Annotated in this window: 10 protein-coding genes, 1 tRNA gene, 1 rRNA gene and 1 pseudogene; 10 read left to right on the top strand and 3 right to left on the bottom strand. The window is 52.9% G+C overall.

Annotated features, from left to right (window positions below; translation table 11 throughout):
• Window positions 1-64: 64 nt before the first annotated feature.
• From FYJ62_RS06035 to FYJ62_RS06025, 3 genes and pseudogenes are all read left to right on the top strand, one after another.
• Entirely contained in the window at window positions 65-1,153 is a 1,089-nt protein-coding gene (locus FYJ62_RS06035) for an AI-2E family transporter (RefSeq protein ID WP_154548769.1), read from the top strand.
• Window positions 1,154-1,178: 25 nt separating this feature from the next.
• Window positions 1,179-1,349, top strand: a pseudogene (locus tag FYJ62_RS10915) (hypothetical protein); the annotation flags it as partial.
• 189 nt (window positions 1,350-1,538) lie between these two features.
• A tRNA-Leu gene (locus tag FYJ62_RS06025) sits at window positions 1,539-1,622 on the top strand.
• A gap of 207 nt (window positions 1,623-1,829) precedes the next feature.
• On the opposite strand, the gene FYJ62_RS06020 is transcribed toward FYJ62_RS06025, so the two are convergent.
• Entirely contained in the window at window positions 1,830-2,453 is a 624-nt protein-coding gene (locus tag FYJ62_RS06020; protein WP_154548767.1) for a DUF3862 domain-containing protein, read from the bottom strand.
• Between the two features lie 137 nt (window positions 2,454-2,590).
• Window positions 2,591-4,702: a putative ornithine decarboxylase gene (locus tag FYJ62_RS06015; protein WP_154548765.1), complete on the bottom strand. Its 2,112-nt coding sequence runs from the start codon at window positions 4,700-4,702 to the stop codon at window positions 2,591-2,593.
• 329 nt (window positions 4,703-5,031) lie between these two features.
• Between FYJ62_RS06015 and FYJ62_RS06010 the strand changes: the two genes are divergently transcribed.
• A complete protein-coding gene (locus tag FYJ62_RS06010) occupies window positions 5,032-6,462 on the top strand; it encodes an APC family permease (RefSeq protein WP_407657300.1) in 1,431 nt (476 codons plus the stop codon).
• Between the two features lie 88 nt (window positions 6,463-6,550).
• Here FYJ62_RS06010 and FYJ62_RS06005 read toward each other — a convergent pair whose 3' ends face one another.
• A complete protein-coding gene (locus FYJ62_RS06005) occupies window positions 6,551-7,762 on the bottom strand; it encodes a MalY/PatB family protein (protein WP_154548761.1) in 1,212 nt (403 codons plus the stop codon).
• Between the two features lie 260 nt (window positions 7,763-8,022).
• Here FYJ62_RS06005 and FYJ62_RS06000 point away from each other — a divergent pair, with 260 nt between their 5' ends.
• The 6 genes from FYJ62_RS06000 to FYJ62_RS05975 form a co-directional block, all read left to right on the top strand.
• Window positions 8,023-9,339, top strand: coding sequence for a nucleotide sugar dehydrogenase (locus FYJ62_RS06000; protein WP_154548759.1), 1,317 nt, complete (start codon window positions 8,023-8,025; stop codon window positions 9,337-9,339).
• A gap of 27 nt (window positions 9,340-9,366) precedes the next feature.
• Window positions 9,367-12,558: a polysaccharide deacetylase family protein gene (locus FYJ62_RS05995; RefSeq protein WP_195837404.1), complete on the top strand. Its 3,192-nt coding sequence runs from the start codon at window positions 9,367-9,369 to the stop codon at window positions 12,556-12,558.
• A gap of 2 nt (window positions 12,559-12,560) precedes the next feature.
• Window positions 12,561-14,417: a glycosyltransferase gene (locus FYJ62_RS05990; RefSeq protein ID WP_154548755.1), complete on the top strand. Its 1,857-nt coding sequence runs from the start codon at window positions 12,561-12,563 to the stop codon at window positions 14,415-14,417.
• The gene (locus tag FYJ62_RS05985) at window positions 14,410-16,344 is read left to right on the top strand and encodes a hypothetical protein (protein ID WP_154548753.1); all 1,935 of its coding nucleotides are present in this window, start codon (window positions 14,410-14,412) and stop codon (window positions 16,342-16,344) included. Before FYJ62_RS05990 ends, FYJ62_RS05985 begins: the two co-directional genes overlap by 8 nt.
• A gap of 9 nt (window positions 16,345-16,353) precedes the next feature.
• Entirely contained in the window at window positions 16,354-17,364 is a 1,011-nt protein-coding gene (locus tag FYJ62_RS05980; RefSeq protein ID WP_154548751.1) for a glycoside hydrolase family 18 protein, read from the top strand.
• Window positions 17,365-17,923: 559 nt separating this feature from the next.
• Window positions 17,924-18,340 (top strand): 16S ribosomal RNA (locus FYJ62_RS05975); the annotation flags it as partial.

Raw genomic sequence — 18,340 nt, 5'->3', positions numbered from 1 at the left:
GTGAAAAAGTGCTTTAATTAAAGGCAAGAGCAGCTAGCAAAAGTAAGGAGAAAAGGATATATTTATGGAAGGCAGTCTTTGGCAAAAATTTATTAAGAATGTCCACTTGCGCCGGACGGTCGTGCTGGTCCTGACCGTCTTGGCTCTTTATTACGTCCGGGCCATGATGAACACGATCCTGCTGACTTTTATTTTTACCTACCTGATCGTCCACCTGGTCCGCTTTGTCCAGGCCCGCTTTAACAAAGTCCATGTCTCAGAGAAGCTGGTCGTCATCTTGACCTACGTCATCCTGCTGGCCCTGCTGTACCTAGGCCTGCGCTACTACGTGCCGGTCCTGATCCGCCAGATCTACAAGATGACCAATTCCGTCATCACCTTCTACCAGTCTGATGACATGGGCTGGCTGATGAGTCAGGTGCACAAGTACGTCCCGCAAAAGGACATGACCACCCAGCTAAAGAACAGCCTGGGCGCCATTACCGGGGCGCTCAAGGGCTTTGGGTCAGTCGCCGTGTCCTTCTTGTTGGCCCTGGTCTTGAGCTTCTTCTACACGATCGAGCTCAAGGAGATGCGGAATTTCTCCAAGTCTTTTCTGACCAGCGAGCTCTTTGGCTGCTTTTTTGAAGATATCTACTATTTTGGCAAGAAATTTACCAACACCTTTGGGGTGGTCCTGGAAGCCCAATTTATGATTGCCCTGTGCAACACGGCCTTGACCATGGTCTGCCTGGCCATCATGAAGATGCCGCAGGTCTTTGCCCTGGGGCTCTTGGTCTTCATCTGCAGCCTGGTGCCGGTGGCCGGGGTGATCATCTCAATGATTCCTTTGTCTATCGTGGCTTATTCCGTCGGGGGCTATCGCTATATCTTGTACATTTTGATCATGATTCTGGTCCTGCACACCCTGGAAACCTATGTGCTCAACCCGAAGTTCATGTCGTCCAAGACTGAGCTGCCCATTTTCTACACCTTCGTGGTCCTGCTATTGGGCGAGCACTTCTTCGGCACCTGGGGGCTAATCGTCTCCGTGCCGATCTTTACCTTCTTCCTGGATATTTTAGGGGTCAAGACGATTGGCAATGATTCTGCCGAAAAAGGCAAGCAGGCGAAGGCAAGAATCCGCGAAATCGCTAAAAATAGAAAAAACTAATAAAGCTGTCGATGAATAGCAAACGATGACTGAAGCCAGGAGCTCGCTCCTGGCTTTTTTCTTTGGCTATTTTTCAGGTGCTTTTTCTAGTCAAAGAAAAAATAAAATGGTCGTGACCACCAGCCGCGGGCACAATCTGGAAGAGCGCCTGGCCAAGCACTTTGGCCAGCCCCAGCCAGGGGGCTACCGCAAGGCCGTAGCCAGTGGCGAAGTTACGAAGGTTGACTTGTGATCTTATCGAAAAAAAGAAGCAATTTTGCCTCTTTTTTACTTTTCTGGGACTTCTGTAAAGAAAATTGAAAAAAGTTGCGAAAAAAGCTTTACTTTCTGAAAAATCTCCGGTAATATAATAAGCGTGATCGGGAACGAGTCACTAAAAAAGAAAGCCCACTTGGCGGAATTGGCAGACGCGCAGCGTTCAGGTCGCTGTTCTGGCAACAGAGTGAAGGTTCGACTCCTTTAGTGGGCATCAGAGTACGAACGAAGCAGGTCTTTGACCTGCTTTTTTCTTTTTGAATTAATCTTTACAAGAAGCAAACAAGAGTCTGGGGAAAAAGGCGTCAGTTGGATACTTTTGAGCTCCAGCAGCTCTCTGCTGTGATTTGAGACACATAAAAAGGCTTCCAGAATTTTTTCCACTTCTAGAAGCCTTTTTTATTTCCAGCCTCTTGATGCTTTATTCCAAGTCGCTTTGCTGCTTGCTGAGCAGCTTGCCGTTTTGGAAGGTGACGTAGAGGCTTGGCCGGCCTTCGCCTTTGAGGCCACTGGTATAGATCCAGAGGATGGTGACCTTGTTGTCATAATCAGATTCTGAGTAGCCGTTGGGCTGGCCCAACAGGGTCTTGACTGCGGCCTGGCTTTGGCCCTTTTTCAGCTTTTGGTAGTCTTTCAGGGTGATGTCCTTTTGCCGGTTCACTTTGAAGCCGCTGATCTGCTTGACCAGGGCCACGCCTTTGGCAAATTCAACCGTCAGGTTGGAGCCGGCCATTCCGCCAGCCACGCCTTGCCAGGTGTAGACCTTGACTTTGACGCCGTTGTTGCTGCTTTTGGAAATCGCGTCCGCCTTGCGCCCCAGGAGCTGGTTGACGTCCTGGAGGGTGCTGCCGGTCTTTTCCACGACCTTGATCTTTTGGTAGTTTTGGTAGTTGATCCGGTTGCTGGTCTGGGTGACCACGTTGGAGCTGGCCAGGGAACTGGCCGCCTTGTTGACGTCCGTGTGCTTGCCAGCGCTTTTTTTGGAGCAGCCAGTCAAGGCTGCCGCGGCCAGGATGGCCGCTAAAATCTTAATGCTTCTCTTCATGAATATGTGGCGCGCGGAAACCTTCGATTTCAATCGAGGGGGGAACACGCCTTTCTCCTTTCTAAATTCTCTAGATAATTAGTATTCCATTGGTCATTGTTCTTGCTGCTTGTCGCTTTCTTTTTGAAAAATGAGGGCTAATCTTCCTTTAAGACTTCGCCGTAGACTTGAACCTGGCCGTCTTCGTCTTCTTGGTAGACGCCCTGGATTTCCGGGTCAAAGCCCGGGAACTTGTGGGCGCAGCCAATCAAGATCTTGAAGTAGTCAATATCGCCCTTTTGCCACTTTTCCCCAGGCGCCACGACGAAGACGCCTGGCGGGTAAGGAAGGGCACCTTCAAGGGCGGTGCGGCCCTCCAAGTCATCCAGCTTGACCAATTCGGATCTTGACTCATTAAAAGCCAGGTCCGCTTGGCTTGGCAGCATTTGGTAGTCCTGGAAGCTTGGCTTTAAGAAGAGCTCTTGCTGGTACTTGAAGATCTGGCTTTGCTTGTAGTATTCATGAATTTCCTGGCAGAGCTGGTCCAAAGTGTAGCCCTGGTAGCGGTCCGCGTGCTGGCGGTAAAGGCGCGGCATGACTTCGCTGAGGGGAGCATGATTTTCATATGCCTTTTCAAAGTCAAGCAGGGCGTCCAGGACGGTCCGCAGGTCCGCTTCGCTTTCGCCTGGGGTGAGCAGGTAGAGGGTGGAGTAGGAGTCGGACTTTTCCGGAATGATCCCGCGCTCGTGGAGGAATTCTTCCACGACTGAGCCCGGGATCCCTTGGTCGGTGAATTCCTCATGCTCCAGGTCGATCCCCGGATTCATGACCGTGACTTTTTCCGGACTGATCAGGGCTTCGCCGTCAGCGATTTTTCTAAAGCCATGCCAAGCGTCATCTGGATGCAGCTGCCAGGCTTCAGGATCGTTGGCCAAAACTTCGGTTGGGACCTCTTCCCACTTTTGCCCATGGAAATACTTAGGAATGAGCGGCTTAAACAGCTTGCTCTCCTTCAGCAAGGCCTTGCGGAACTCAATTCCCAGGCGGGTGGTCTCATCCCACCAGGACCGGCAGGCCGGGCTGGCCGCCATGGCCGCGTTGACGACCAGTGAGGCATAGAGCGGATAAGAATATGAGGTTGTCACGTACTTAAGATAGGCATGGTTGAAGTGCTTGTGGTCGACGTAGCGGGCCTGGCCCTTGATGTGGCGGTCTTTTTTCAAGATTTGGGAGACCTGGGTCATCCCCGCCTGCTGCTTGTGGATGGACTGGGTGACCAGGATGCCGGGATCATCTGGTCCGTATTCCTGGGCCAATGGAGAGGTGCCGTCAAGGACTTTGACGAACTGCTCATAGCCGCCCCAGGCACAGTCAAAGAGAATGTAGTCGCAGAGCTTGCCAAGCTTCTTGAGCAGGAGTCGGGCATCATAGAAGATCCCGTCATAGGTTTCCAGCTGCAGGACGGCCATTCTGAAGGGCCGCTTGGCTTGAGCCCGTGCCGGGTCGACCTTGGCGATTTCCCGGCGGATCCGGTCTTCATCCAAGGCTTCCTTGGTCAAGGGACCGATCAGCCCATCGGCATTGCGGTCGGTTGGCAGGTAGACCGGCTTGGCCCCGGTCATGATCAAGGCACTGTTGTAAAGGGACTTGTGGTTGTTGCGGTCAAACAGGACCAAGTCGCCCTGTTTCAGGAGGGCTTGGGCACAGATGGTGTTGGAACTGGTGGTCCCGTTGGTGCAGAAGTAGACCTTGTCGGCGTTGAAGGCCTTGGCCGCCTGCTTTTGGGCGGTCAGGGGCGTGCCTTCGTGGGTCATCATGTCGCCCAGTTCCGGCAGGGTGTCTGAAACGTCAAACTTGAAGAAGTTGTCGCCCAGGAAGTTGTACAAGGCTGCTCCAGCTGGGTGGCGCTGGTAAAAGTGTCCGTTGTGGTGGCCTGGCGTGGCCAGCATCAAGGCATCCCGCTGGGCAAAGTCGATCAGGTCGGTCAAAAATGGCGGCAAGACCTGATCCGCGTAGCTTTTGGCCTTGGCGACGATCTCAGCGGCAACGGCCTTTTGGTCAGCTTCAGGGTCGATGACGATCAAAGGCAGGGGCAATTGCAGCTGCTTTGCAAAGAGGTGCCACATGCCCTCAGCCCGGCTGTCGCCGCGCTTGATGACGACCGCGGCCAAGTCCGCCGGGTTCATGTTTTCCGTGAGTTCCATAAATGGCCAGTCGTAGGGAATAAAGTTCTTGACTTCAACGCGGCCAGCGATGGCTAAATAGTGCATAATCTCTAAACCTTTCTATCAGCATGTTCTTGTTTCTTTATAAATTCTAGCTCATGTTGGCAAATATTCATATCTCTTATGAAAATTATTAAGATTTTAACGCTTTTTAGCAAATAGGAAATTTCCCTTTGCCTTGAAGCGCTTTACGCGGCTATACTGGAAACATTGCTTTTAGAAAGCAAAGACGAAATAGCAAGCGGTATTGCGCGGAAAGGGGATGCCTGTGTCTTATCAAAAGAACGACCCTCCGCTGGTGATTGGGAGAAAACGAAATGCTTAATCACTAAAGAGGTAATAAATTGATCGAAGAAAAAAAGAACAAAAACTACATGAGCTGGCTGACCCTGGCCATGCTGGACTATGTGACCATCATCGGGTTTGAAGACATCTTCTTCCCCTTCCAGAACCAAGGGCTGTCAGTCGTAATTTCCTGGCTGTTCCTGCTGGCGACCTACATCATTCCTTACGAAATGATCGTAACCCAGCTGGGCTTGACTTTTAAGGAAAATGAGGCCGGCGGTCTGGCCTCCTGGATTCGCCGGGGGACCGGCTCTGATGCCTTGGGCTACGCGACCAGTTGGATGTACTGGGCCCAGACCATTCCATATTTGGTTGACGTTTCCAACTCAGTCATCGTGGCCATCTCCTGGCTGATCCTGGGCAACAACACCTTGAGCCAGCACATGTCGACCTTTACTTTCGGCCTGCTGACCTTCGTGATCATCCTGCTCTTCCTGGTCTTTGAAAATTCCTACCGGAAGGCCCTGGACATCATGTCCTTGATCGGCGGGATCGCCATGTTCAGCATGTCTTTCATCTTTGTCCTGCTGGTTGCCTGGGCTTTGACCCACGGTGCCCACATGGCCACGCCTTTGACCTGGTCAAACCTGAAGCCATCCTTTAGCCTGCACTACTTCTCAACGACCGGTCTGCTGATCTTTGCCATGTCCGGGGCGGAACTGGCCGCGCCGTACGTTTCCCGCCTGAAGCACCCAGTCCGCGACTTCCCTAAGTCAATGTGGGCCCTGGTCTTCATGACGGCCTTTATGACCATCTTCCAGACTTTGGGCCTGGCTGCCTTGTTTGACACCCACAACATTCCAAAGGACTTCAAGATGAACGGGTCCTACTATGCCTTCCAGATCCTGGGCCGGGAAGCCGGCATGGGCAACACCCTGATGTACGTCTTCGCTGCCGTCCAGCTCTTCTTCATGCTGGCTCAGCTGGCAGCCTTGGTTGACGCGGCCAGCCGGGTCTTCGCGTCCGACACGGCCAGTGAGTACATGCCAAAGTGGATCTTGAAGAAGAACAAGTCGGGCCGTCCGGTTCACAGCTACATGCTGACGGCGGGCATTGCCCTCTTCCTGCTGCTTTTGTCAGGGACTTTGCCAGAAATCAACGATATCTTCAACTGGCTGCTGAACTTGAACGGGATCGTTTCCCCATACAAGACTTCCGTAGTCTTTATTGCCTTCCTGGCCATCCGCTACCAGCAGGACAAGTTCAAGTCAGACTTTGTCTTCATCAAGAACAAGAAGGGGGCCCTGGCTGTCGGCTGGTGGTGCTTCCTGTTTACTTTTGCCTGCGCGACGATGGGCTTCTTGCCGCAAGAAGCGCAATTTGGCACCCAAGCCTGGACCAACCAGCTGTGGATGAACATCTTCTCCGTGCTGGTCTTGTTCGGGACTGGCTTCCTGCTGCCATGGCTGCGCAAGCTTGAAATGAAGCGCGAAGCCGACGAAGAGGTCTTGTCTAACTAAGCCAAGGCACGAATTCAAAATCAGCAAAAAAGGCGATCCGTCTGTTGACGGACCGCCTTTTTGCATGCCTGAAATTGCGTGAGTGCCTTTAAGCGTTAAAGACGTACTTGTCCATGCGCTCGAAGGCTTTTTTGATTTGACTGTGCGGGGAGGCCAGGTTGACGCGCAGGCTGCTGGCATCTTGAAAGAGGCGGCCGTCCTGCCAGCCGATCCCGTAGTCCCAGCCCTTCTTCAAAAGTTCTTGCTGGCTCAGGCCGCGCTCTTGCAGCCACTTTGAGCAGTCAAGGAAGAGCATGTAGGTGCCTTCGGCCTTGAAGGCCGTTACGCCGGCAAATTTATGGTCGATATAGTCGCAGGCCAGGTTGACGTTGGCAGACAGGACCGGCAGCAATTGCCCCAGCCAGTTGCTGCCTTCTGGTGAATAAGCGCCAATCAGGGCATGCTCTGAGAAGACGTTCATGGAATTGTAGATCGTCTTGGCACCGATGGCCTCGACCCGCTCTCTGATTGGCTGATTGTAGATGACGTGGTAGCTGCCGATGAGCCCGGCCAGGTTGAAGGTCTTGGATGGCGCGTAGAAGGCCAGGACATGGTCATGAGCCCAGGCGCTGACTGATTGGGCTGGGGTATACTGGTGCCCGTTCAGCAGCAGGTCCGACCAAATCTCATCAGAAATCACCCAGACGTGGTTGCGCTCATAAACCGCCATGGCTTGGGCAATTTCCTCCTTGGTCCAGACGCGCCCGCACGGATTGTGGGGGGTGCAGAAGACGGCCACGTGAATGTGGTTCTCCTGAATTTTCCGCTCCATGTCCTCATAGTCCATCCGCCAAGTGCCGGCGGCATCTCTTTTCAAAGGACTGTGGACGATGTGGAAGCCGTTGTCTTCAAGAGCGTGGGTGAAGCCCATATAGGTTGGCGAGTGCAGCAGGACCGGGTCGCCAGCTGAAGCGAAGACTTTCAAGGCAGAAACGACGCCCCCAAGAACGCCATTTTCATAGCCAATATCTTCTTTCTTAAGGTCCGCGACTCCCTTATGCTCCTTGTGCCAGTTGATGATGGCGTCAAAGTACTTATCGCTGGGCAAAAAGTAGCCAAAGGCTGGATGCTTGGCCCGCGCGATAATTGCATCTTGGATCGACGATGCGGTTGGAAAGTTCATGTCGGCCACCCACATTGGAATGGTGTCAAAGCCTTCCTTGGCCTTGTCCGGGGCGAAGCCGCCCATGCCAATCGCGTCGACTGCCAGGGCATCATGGCCGCGGCGGTCCAGGAGGGTCTCAAAATCGTATTTTTTCATCTGGTTTACCTCGATAATCTGAATTAGTGACTTGGTTTAATAGTACCTTTTTTGATTGGTCTTGTCCTGGCACGCGTCTTGGCCATTTTTTGCTATATGAGAAAGAAAAATAAGTTATACCAAGTTTATTATTAAAAAAGTTCTTTGAAAGCTATCAAAAAGGTTGCTTCTTATTATGAAACCGTCTTGAAAAGCGCTTACATCTGTGCTAATAATATTATTAAGGAATTAAGTTTCAGGAAAATAGGGAGAGAATCAAAATGAACAAGAATACCGCAGAAAAAGCCCTGCCGGTAGTTTGCCTGGTAGGCTTGGGCTATGTGGGGATGCCCCTGGCCCTTGAATTTGCCAAGCAGCTGCCAGTGATCGGCTTTGACATCAACCAGCAGAAGATTGCCAACTATCAAAAAGGGGTGGACCCAACTGGGGAAGTGGGCTCAGCCCGCCTTAAGGCCAGCAAGGTCCATTTTACCAGCGATGAGCGGGAGATCAGCAAGGGCGACTTCGTGATCGTGGCCGTGCCGACCCCGGTCTACCAGGACCACATGCCCGATTTGCGCCCGCTTCGGTCAGCCAGTGAGATCATTGGCCGCAATCTCAAGCCTGGCGCCATCGTGGTCTATGAATCCACCGTTTCGCCAGGCATTACTGAGAACGTCTGCGCGCCCATCCTGGAGAAAAACAGTGGGCTCAAGTGCGGCAGCGGCTTTAAGGTCGGCTATTCGCCTGAGCGGATCAATCCTGGCGATCCGGTCCACAAGGTCGCGTCCATCAAAAAGGTCGTTTCCGGCATGGACGAGGATTCATTGATGAAGATCAAGGGCTTGTATGACCTGATCATCAAAGCGGGGACCTATCCGGTTTCTTCAATTAAAGTAGCTGAGGCGATCAAAGTCACTGAAAACAGTCAAAGAGACGTCAATATTGCCTTTATCAACGAAATGGCGGTAATTTTTGAAAAATTGGGCATCAGCACCAAAGAAGTGGTCGATGGGATGAATACCAAGTGGAACGCCCTCGGCTTTCAGCCTGGGCTGGTCGGCGGCCACTGCATTGGCGTTGATCCTTACTACATTATTGAAGAGGCGGAAGGCTTGGGCTACCATCCCCGGGTCTTGACGGCGACGCGGCAGGTCAACAACCAGGTGGCAGCGTTCATCGGCGGCCGCGTGATCAAGCGCCTGGCCTTGCTGGGCAAGCGGCTCAAGGGGTGCAAGGTGGCGGTTTTGGGCATCACCTTCAAAGAAGACTGCCCGGACATCCGCAACAGCAAGGTGGTTGACATTATTCACAAGCTGCAGGACTACGGCATCGTGGTCGAAGTAGCTGACCCCTGGGCTGACCCGGCCTTGGTCAAGCGGGTTTATGGCCTTGACTTGAAGCCTCTGGCTGAAATTCAGGATGCCGACTGCCTCCTGGTGGCTGTCGCCCACCAGCAATACAAGGACCTGTCAATGGCCGAGCTTGACCAGCACTTCAAGGATATCCCTGAAAAAGATAAGCTGCTGATCGACGTCAAGAGCATCTATGACCCAGCCTTGGTTAAGCAGGCCGGCTTTTCTTACTGGTCTTTGTAAGATTTTGCAAGCGAAGGGATGAGAAAAATGAAGGAGCAAGGAAAAAAGAGTTCAGCCCAAAAATCAGACCACAAGCGCTACCTGCTCCGGCACGGCGAAAAGACCAGCACCGGCATGGGCGTCTTGATCCTGGTGATCGCGGCAGCCATTTGCCTCTTGGGCTGGACCGCCTACCGGGGCGTGCAGATTGCCAGGCTCAGCCGCAAGATCGACGTTCATGTCGATGGAACGACCAGCCTGAAAAAGCAGCCGGTCTCTGGCAAGCTGCTGGCCAAATACGGCAAGAGCGCGCCCAGCGACTTGATCACCAGCAAGCAGGCGACCAAGACGGTCAAAGTTTCCCTGGTATTTGCCGGCATCAATGAAGATGAGGAAATCGATGAACACATCCTCCGCCTGCTCAAGCAATACCGGATTAAGGCGACTTTTGCCGTTCCCGCGGCCCATGCCCGGGAAAACGACGTCCTGCTCAGGGAAATTGCCAAAAATGGGCAAAGGGTGATCGGCAATGGGATTACCGGCAAGGAAAATCTTGGCGCCATGCCGCTGAAAAAAGCCCTCTCTACCCTACAATTGGCCAAACAAACCCTGGAGTCAGAGAGCGAGCGAAAAATCAGCAAAAACTACCTGATGGGGACCAGCTGGGATTCCAGCCTCTTGCAGGCCGCCAAAGCAACTGGCTTTGACCAGGTGGTGGTTCCGGATGAAAGCGACCTGATCGACAGCAAAACCTTCACCAGCCAGCAGGAAGCCCAAAACTACGTCAAGCACCTTGATGGTCACCGGATCGTGGTCGTCAAGCTGGATGGCCTGGCTGACAAGACCCATCAAGAGCCGGCAATCGTGGCCGCGACGCCGGCGTTGGACAAGCAGGCCGATCTGCGCGACCAGGCAGCCAGGAAGCGCAAGAAAGAAGTGGAGATCGACCAGGTCACCAAGTGGCTCTTGGCTGCCTTAGCCAAGCAGAAGATTGCCAATGTCAAGCTGGATGATTTAGGCGTGGAAAAATCCGCGTCCTACATCAAGGCCATGCTGGCTGATCCAAGCCAAGAAGCCGTGATCTACCGCTATTCTTTGACCAATAAAAAGCAGCTGGCCCTCTTGGTCAAGGGAGTCGATACGACCAGTGAATACGAGGCCGTTAAGCATGAACTGACGGCCCACCAGGCCAGCGCTTCCTTCGTCGTCAACGGCACCACGCCCAGCCAGCTGGTCAAGCGAATGACTGCTGACGGCTATGGGATTGAAACTGGCGGCTTAGCCGACAAGGCCAGCTTGACCATTGCCGGGGCATATCAAAACATCGAAAAGGGCAAGGAAGCCCTGACGAAGAATGGCTATCAGCCTATCGCCTACGTCATGCACCAGGGCGACAATGAGACCGCCGTCAAGCGCTCCTGCTGGCAAGTCAGCCTGATCCCGGTCCAGGCCCAAAATCCCGCCAAACTTAGCCGGGGAGCCTACTACCTGTACCAAGCGGACCAGACCAAGGAGATTGGCGAGCTTTTGGCCAAGGCGGACAAGGGCAAGTACAAAGTGGTCAAGTTCAGCACCATCTTAAAGGACTCAGGCACGATTCCCCAGCTGTCACGGTCGAAGATCGCCCAGCTGAAAAAGCAAAATCAAGGCCGGCAGGCTAACTTCTTGAAGTACGTGCCAACTACTGAACAAGCGGTGGTCTTTACTTTCGGCAACCTGTCCAATCAAGCCGTTGACTTGGACGTGGCCCAGCGCTTGAACAAGCGGGGCTACCAAGGCACCTTTTTTGCCAGCTTTGATGAGCTGCGGACCGCTGGGCCGGCAATTAGCCAGTTGCGCCAGCAAGGCCATGAAATCGGCTTGGTCTATGCTCCAAACAACCAGTACAAGGCCGACTTTACCGGGACCTGCGAATATCTGCATGATTCCTTGGCCTACTGCAAGTGGCGCTATGACGATCAGCCTAAGCTGGTCTACCTGACCGGCAAAAATGCCAAGAAGGCCGTTCTGCAGGCCATCCATGCCTATGGGATGCAGGCGGTCGGGACAACGCGGTCGATGATTGCCAGCAAGACCGCGGCAACTGACCAAAGCAGCCTGGGAAAAGCCGCGCGGAAAGTTGCCAAGGTCCGCTTCAGCCGCGGGAGCCTAGACTACTTCAACTTGGGCTATTACCGGCATGACCAGGGGAGCCGGGCGGGGCAGAAGACCATCATGGGCGATATGGTGATGGCCATGATCCGCGAGCACTTGGATTCAATTGCTTACAAGGCTCACGGCTCCAAGGTCACGGCACCAAAAAGCCGCTATCAAATCAAGACGGTCAGCCATTTGCTGGCTTCGCCTTTGGTCTACCGGCTTAATCCGCCAAAGCAGGATAAAGTCACGATGAACAAGGACTTTTTGGCCAATCTGAAAACGCCGGCTGAACGCTTTGGCTATCTGAAGCGGCACTACGTGGGCTCGAATTTCGTGGTTAGCCGCAAGAAGCTGCCCGGCTTTAATGACTCTGAAATTGCCCAGCTTAACAAAATTGGCCGGCTGACCGACAAGAAAGTCCTGTTTTTGACTTTTGACGACTGGGGAAGCGACAACTCGATCAACAAGATCCTGTATGTCTTAAAGAAGCACCACGTCAAGGCAACCTTCTTCATTTTGACCCAGAACGTCCAGTACAACCCGAATCTGTTGCGGGCAATCGCGCTAGACGGGCATGAGATTGCCAGCCACTCCAATTCGCACGATCAGCTGGCCGTTGCCAACAAAAAGCATACGGCCTACCGCAATCTGACCAAGGCTGAGCGGCTAAAGCTGCGCAAGGACCTGGTCAAGTCCTATGAGAAATTGAACAAGTACGTCGGCGACGTCAAGGTTGCCGGCAAGCCGGCTTTGCAGCCGGACTTCCGGCCGCCGACCCTGGAAGTCAGCAAGGCCGGTCTGTTCGAAGCCTTCGACGTGGGCTTTCGCTACGTCATTTCCGGCAACGTCTCAACTGATGACTATGCCCGCAAAGACTATGACAAGTACGTCAAGGAGATGCGTTATGGCTCACCGAAATCCGCAGGTGATTTCAACGTTGCAAGCGGAAGCGTGATTGTTATGCACAGCTTGGAGAATGCCTATCTGACGCCGCAGATGCTCGACAAGATGATTCCAATCTGGAAAAAGGAGGGCTACAAGTTCGCGCGCGTTGATGAATATACCAGCGACTTCTCCGGCAGGGTGATGGGAGGCAGATAAAAATGACAGGGAAAGAATTCAAAGTCAATGGCGAAGTTCTCCTTGATGAGAAAAAGGACCGCCGCCTTTTGCCCAACGTTCCTGATCCAAGCCGCCAGCGCTCCAAAATGGACCGGCGCGGGGACATTACCGCAGACGAGAACCTTTCATCGGTGATGAGCGACTACCGGCTGGGGATCCGCTACGTGAGCGACTTTAAGGTCAAATTGAGCGCCCGCCATCACGCGCATCTGGTTAAGGCTGCCGGAACCTGCGCGGACATCTCTGATACGGGGATGCTGATCAAGTTCAAGGACCAGGATGACTATGAGAAATTTAAGGACGCGGAAAAGCTGCGCCTGAAGTTCAAGGTGCCGGCTGGCGCCATGCCGGAAGGCCATGAGATGCGCTTTCGGACTTCTGCCAAGCTTATCCGCTGCAACGATGCCCAGCAGGCAATCGGGGTCCAGTTTTCTGCCAATCTGGCCAGCTACATGAAGCGGCACAAGGACCGCTTTATCTTGGTTGGCGCTTCCTGGTGCCTGGCATTAGTCGCCTTTTGCGTCGTCTTGATGCGGGCTGAGTCGGTGATCTACTACAAGTACAATGCCATTTTGTATACCTACTCGCTGATCGCGGCCGCCTTCTTGCTGACGCGCTACCTGTTTGGCGCTCTTTACAAGCCAGTCCCGGTCAACCCCGACTTTACCCCGTCGGTGACGATCATTATTCCCTGCTTTAACGAAGAGACCTGGATTCAGACGACCATCTTGTCCTGTCTGGACCAGTACTACCCAGTCGACAAGCTGAAAGTGATCGTCGTTGATGACTGCTCGACTGACCGTTCAGTCGAAAAAATCGAGGAATTGTACCAAAAGCTGCTCAAAAGCGAAGATAAGCGCTACCGGATCAAAGACCGCTTCAAGTACTTCGTTCAGGAAAAGAATGCCGGCAAGCGCGATGCCTTGGTCCGGGGGGTGGAGAATACCGACACTGACCTGGTCATGTTCGTTGACTCGGACTCCTTCTTGGAGCCGGATGCCGTGGTCAACCTGGTTCAGCCTTTCCAAGACCCGAAGATGGGCGGCTGCGCTGGTCGCTGCGACGTGGCCAACACTTACACCAATGCCTTGACAGAGATGCAGTCAGTCCGCTACTACATTGCCTTCCGGATCATGAAGGCAGCCGAAGGAATTTTTGACGCGGTGACCTGCTTAAGCGGGCCTTTGTCCTGCTACCGGCGGGATCTGGTGCTCAAGTACAAGGATGACTGGATCAACCAGCGCTTTTTGGGGCATAAGGCCACTTTTGGCGATGACCGCTCCATGACCAATTTCATCCTCCGCCACAACCGCTGCGGCTACCAGGACACGGCTGTCTGCTCAACCATTGTGCCGCGCAAGCACAAGGTCTTCTTAAAGCAGCAGATGCGCTGGAAGCGGTCATGGCTGCGCGAGTCGCTGCGGGCTGGCCTTTTCATGTGGCGCAAGGAGCCATACGCGGCGATCAACTTCTATATTGGCCTGATCGTGCCGATGCTGGCGCCGGTCGTCGTGGTTTACAACCTGATGTGGGTGCCGCTGACCCAGCACATTTTCCCAACGACTTTCCTGGTTGGGTTGATGCTGATGAGCCTGATGATGACTTTTGCCCAGCTCTTGCTGAGAAAGAGCAGCACCTGGGCCTTTGGCTTCCTCTTCTGCCTCTACTATGAAGTCGTGCTGTTGTGGCAGATGCCGATTGCCTGGTTCACCTTCTGGAAGTCAACCTGGGGCACGCGGATGACGCCAAGCGACGTCAAGGAAAAAGCTAAGAAAGAGGCCAAGAAAGAGGCTAAAGCAGGCAAAATATCCATGAAAGGAGGGGAGAGCAATGGCTGAAGACAAGCAGGAAAAGCGCGCTTCTGCCTTGGCAAAAAAGCGACCGCTTTTTCAAACAAAGAAGGACGTGATCAAATTCGTCCGCGGCATTCTTGAATTAGTCAGCATTATCGTGATTGCCTATGTTGCCATTCACTCCCTTTTCGTCATGAAGAGCTACCAGCATTACGATGAAAATGATCCAAAGATCATGTCGACTCGCAAGAGCGACCATGGTTTCGTGGCCTTGTCCTATTTTGGGGTGGACCGCCAGGGGACAGACAGCTTGATCGCCATCAAGCGCCTTGATGAGGAATTGTCCGACCTCAAGCGTCTGGGCTACGTGACGGTCAGCCAGAAAGATCTTGAGGATTACTACTATCATGACAAGCCTCTGCCTAAGAAAGCCGTCTTTATCATGTTTGAAGATGGGCGCAAGGACACGCTGCTGTTTACGGAAAAGCTGCTGGAAAAAATGAACTACCAGGCCAGTATTTTGACTTACGGGGAAAAGTTCAAGAACAATGACCAGAAATTCGTCTCGCCCAAAGACTTGCAGAATTTGCAAAAGCAGGGCTTCTGGGAACTGGGGACCAATGGCTACCGCCTCTCCTACATCAATGCCTATGACCGCTACGGCCGCTTCCTAGGCGAGCTGGATTCGCGGGAATTCGTCGAGGTCAACCAGTTCATCGGCAGAAACTACAACCACTACCTGATGGACTACATTCGCGACAAGAACCACATTCCCGTGGAGAGCACGCGGGAGATGGACAAGCGCCTGAGCAAAGACTACCAGCTGATGAAGCAGGTCTATGGCCAGCGGGTTGGCCAGCTGCCTGATCTGTATTGCCTGATGCACTCCAACACCAGCCGCTACGGGAACAATGCCAATGTTTCCGCGGTCAACGCCCGCAATTTAGAGGGCATGTTCAAGCTGAACGTCAACCGGGAGGGCTATTCCTGGAACAGCCGCAAGTCATCGCCTTATGACCTGACCCGGCTTGAGCCGCAGGCCTGGTGGTACAGGAACCACCTCCTGATGCGGATCAGGGATGACTTGCCGAAAAAAGACAAGGGCAATATCAAGTTCGTCAAGGGCAACAAGCGGAAGTTCAACCAATGGAAACTGGTCAAAGGAGCGGCGGAATTCAAGAATGACCTGGTTGCCGTAACCTCAGAGTCTGAATCAAATGGCTTGATTGCCCTAAAAAATAAGCAGTTCCGGGACTGCCACCTGCAGTGCGAGCTCTTGGGCAATAAGATCGGCCAGCAGACCATCTACCTGCGCACCCAGGGGACTGCGACCAAGAAAAAGGACTATACGGACTACCTGGCGGTGTCCGTTGAAAACAACGTCTTGTATGTCCGCCAGAAGACGGCTGGACACGTCAGGACCTTGGTCAAGCAGGACATGTTCAAGCTCCATGATGACCATCCGGTTTCAATTCCCCAGGACAAGCAGGCTGCCCTGACGGCTGAGCTGAAAGTCCGGGCAAAATTTGCCAGAAACAATACCACTGCGGGCCTTTACCGGCTCAAAGCTGCTAAAGCAGCCCGCAAGAAGCCAAAGACGGTCAAGCAGGGGGCTAAAGAGTACGTGCCGGCCATCCAGATTCAGGATCCAGGCGACGTGAAGCTGGACCTGACCGTGGCCGGCGACCGGCTGGACTTGAAAGTCGATGGCATCCGCGTGGCCAAGCAGGTCAAATTGGCCGGCCAGCCAGCGGGCGGCTTGGCTCTAGAGAGCATTTTTGGCGGCTTCGGGGCCAGTCAGCGCAATATTGCCGATGACGTTTACGATGGCGTCTTCAAGAACCTGGTCGTCACTTCGCCGGATGATCAGCGGACCTACTATGATGAGCGCTTGCATGGCTGGGACTTGTTCAAGGACAAGTGGAGCAAATTCTGGAACGCGGTCATCAATTGGTTTATTGTCAATTTGTAGGAGGCAAAGATGAATCACCCACTCAAAAGCTTGGCTCTAGTCGTTTGTCTCGCCTTGCTTAGCGGGGGATGCGAGCAAAGGGCAGAGCAGGACAAGCCGCGCCAAAAAACGGACTTAAGTCAGGACCAGCAGATCAGTGCCTTGCTCAAGGGAAAGCGCCAGCTGTACCTGTGGTCAGTCTACTGGGACAATGAGTCCAGTCTGACCAGCGTCTATCAGCACGCGGGAAAGATTGCCGCGTTAGGCGATTTTGCGGCGAGCTACACGAAAAAGAACCGGCTCTTTTTGCCAGCTGCCAGCCAGGAATTGGCGAAAAGAGTCCGCCAATCTTCGGTGGCTAAGCTGCCTGTCTATTTGACTGTGGTCAATGACCGGCCAAACGATCTAAAAAGCCTGGAGCTTCTGCAAAGCCTGCTAGAAACGCCAGAGTCTAGAAAGCAGGCCGTGCAGGAAATCGTTTCGCTGGCCAAAAGCCAGCATTTTTCCGGAGTTGAGCTGGATTTTGAAAAAATCCGCGGCGACTTGTCCTTGTGGCGGAAATTTATTTCCTTTGAGGAGGAGCTGCAGACGCGATGCCAAAAAGGCGGCTTGCAGCTGCGGGTAGTCTTGGAGAGCTCAACGCCCAAGACAGTCAAGCTTCCAAAAGGACCAGACTATGTCGTGATGTGCTACAACCTGCACTATAGCGGAACCAAGCCTGGCCCAAAGGCTGACAAGGCATTCTTGAAGCAGGTGGCCAGAAAATTCAAGCAGCTGCCTAACGTCTCCTACGCTTTGGCCAATGGCGGCTTTGACTTTAAGGGCAAGAGCGCGGCGGCTTTAACAAGCAGCCAGGTCGCGGCCCTGCTTGACCAGAAGAAAGTCATTCCCAAGCGGGATGCCGAAAGTGGGGCAATGCACTTTAAGTATGGCCTGCATGAAGTGTGGTATGCCGATAGTACGACCTTGGCTGAATGGGCCAAGACGCTGGATCAGGTTTCCGGCCGCCAAGTTGCGATCAGCCTCTGGCGGATTGAATAAGCAGACAGCAAGCCAAAACGAAAAAATAAAAGCAAGAAACCGTTAAGTTCAGCACATGTTGACTTAACGGTTTTCGCTTTCTGTCAGGAAAGAAGTCTAAAAAAAGCAAATAAACAAAAAATTTGTAAAAAGTTTTTGCTGAAAAAAGAGCAGAACGCGAACTATTGAAGCAGTCTGTAGGTGGTAAGCGGAAATTAGCGGGCAGATAATCCGGAGCGAAAAATCTAATTTGTTACAACACGTCCCCGTGTTCACCATGTAAAACGAATGAAAAAGTAAATTTGACGAACCAATTAAAAGAAGGTAAAGTATTATTCGTTCGCGAGGGAAAACCGAAGCGCTTTTCTAAGGAAACAAAATCTAAAAAAGATGTTGACAAGGATTCATCATCTTGCTAAGATATAAAGCGTTGCGTCGCCGAGAGGCAAGCAACAAGTTGGTACTTTGAAAACTGAACAAAGTTTCGCAGTGTGCGGGTTCAAGTTTACTTGAATCCAAACAAATAAGCGAAGTCAATTCGCAAGCAATAATCTGGAGCAGATTAAAAAGAGCTCATTTTCAAAATGAGAGTTTGATCCTGGCTCAGGACGAACGCTGGCGGCGTGCCTAATACATGCAAGTCGAGCGAGCTGAATTCAAGGATCCCTTCGGGGTGACTTGTTGGACGCGAGCGGCGGATGGGTGAGTAACACGTGGGCAACCTGCCCTAAAGACTGGGATACCACTTGGAAACAGGTGCTAATACCGGATAACAACGACTTTCACATGAAAGACGCTTGAAAGGCGGCTTTAAGCTGTCACTTTAGGATGGGCCCGCGGTGCATTAGCTAGTTGGTGGGGTAACGGCCTACCAAGGCAATGATGCATAGCCGAGTTGAGAGACTGATCGGCCACATTGGGACTGAGACACGGCCCAAACTCCTACGGGAGGCAGCAGTAGGGAATCTTCCACAATGGACGCAAGTCTGATGGAGCA

This window comes from Lactobacillus porci (assembly GCF_009695985.1).
GTDB classification, from domain to species: domain Bacteria; phylum Bacillota; class Bacilli; order Lactobacillales; family Lactobacillaceae; genus Lactobacillus; species Lactobacillus absianus.
This window is presented reverse-complemented; position numbering and strand designations above follow the sequence as displayed.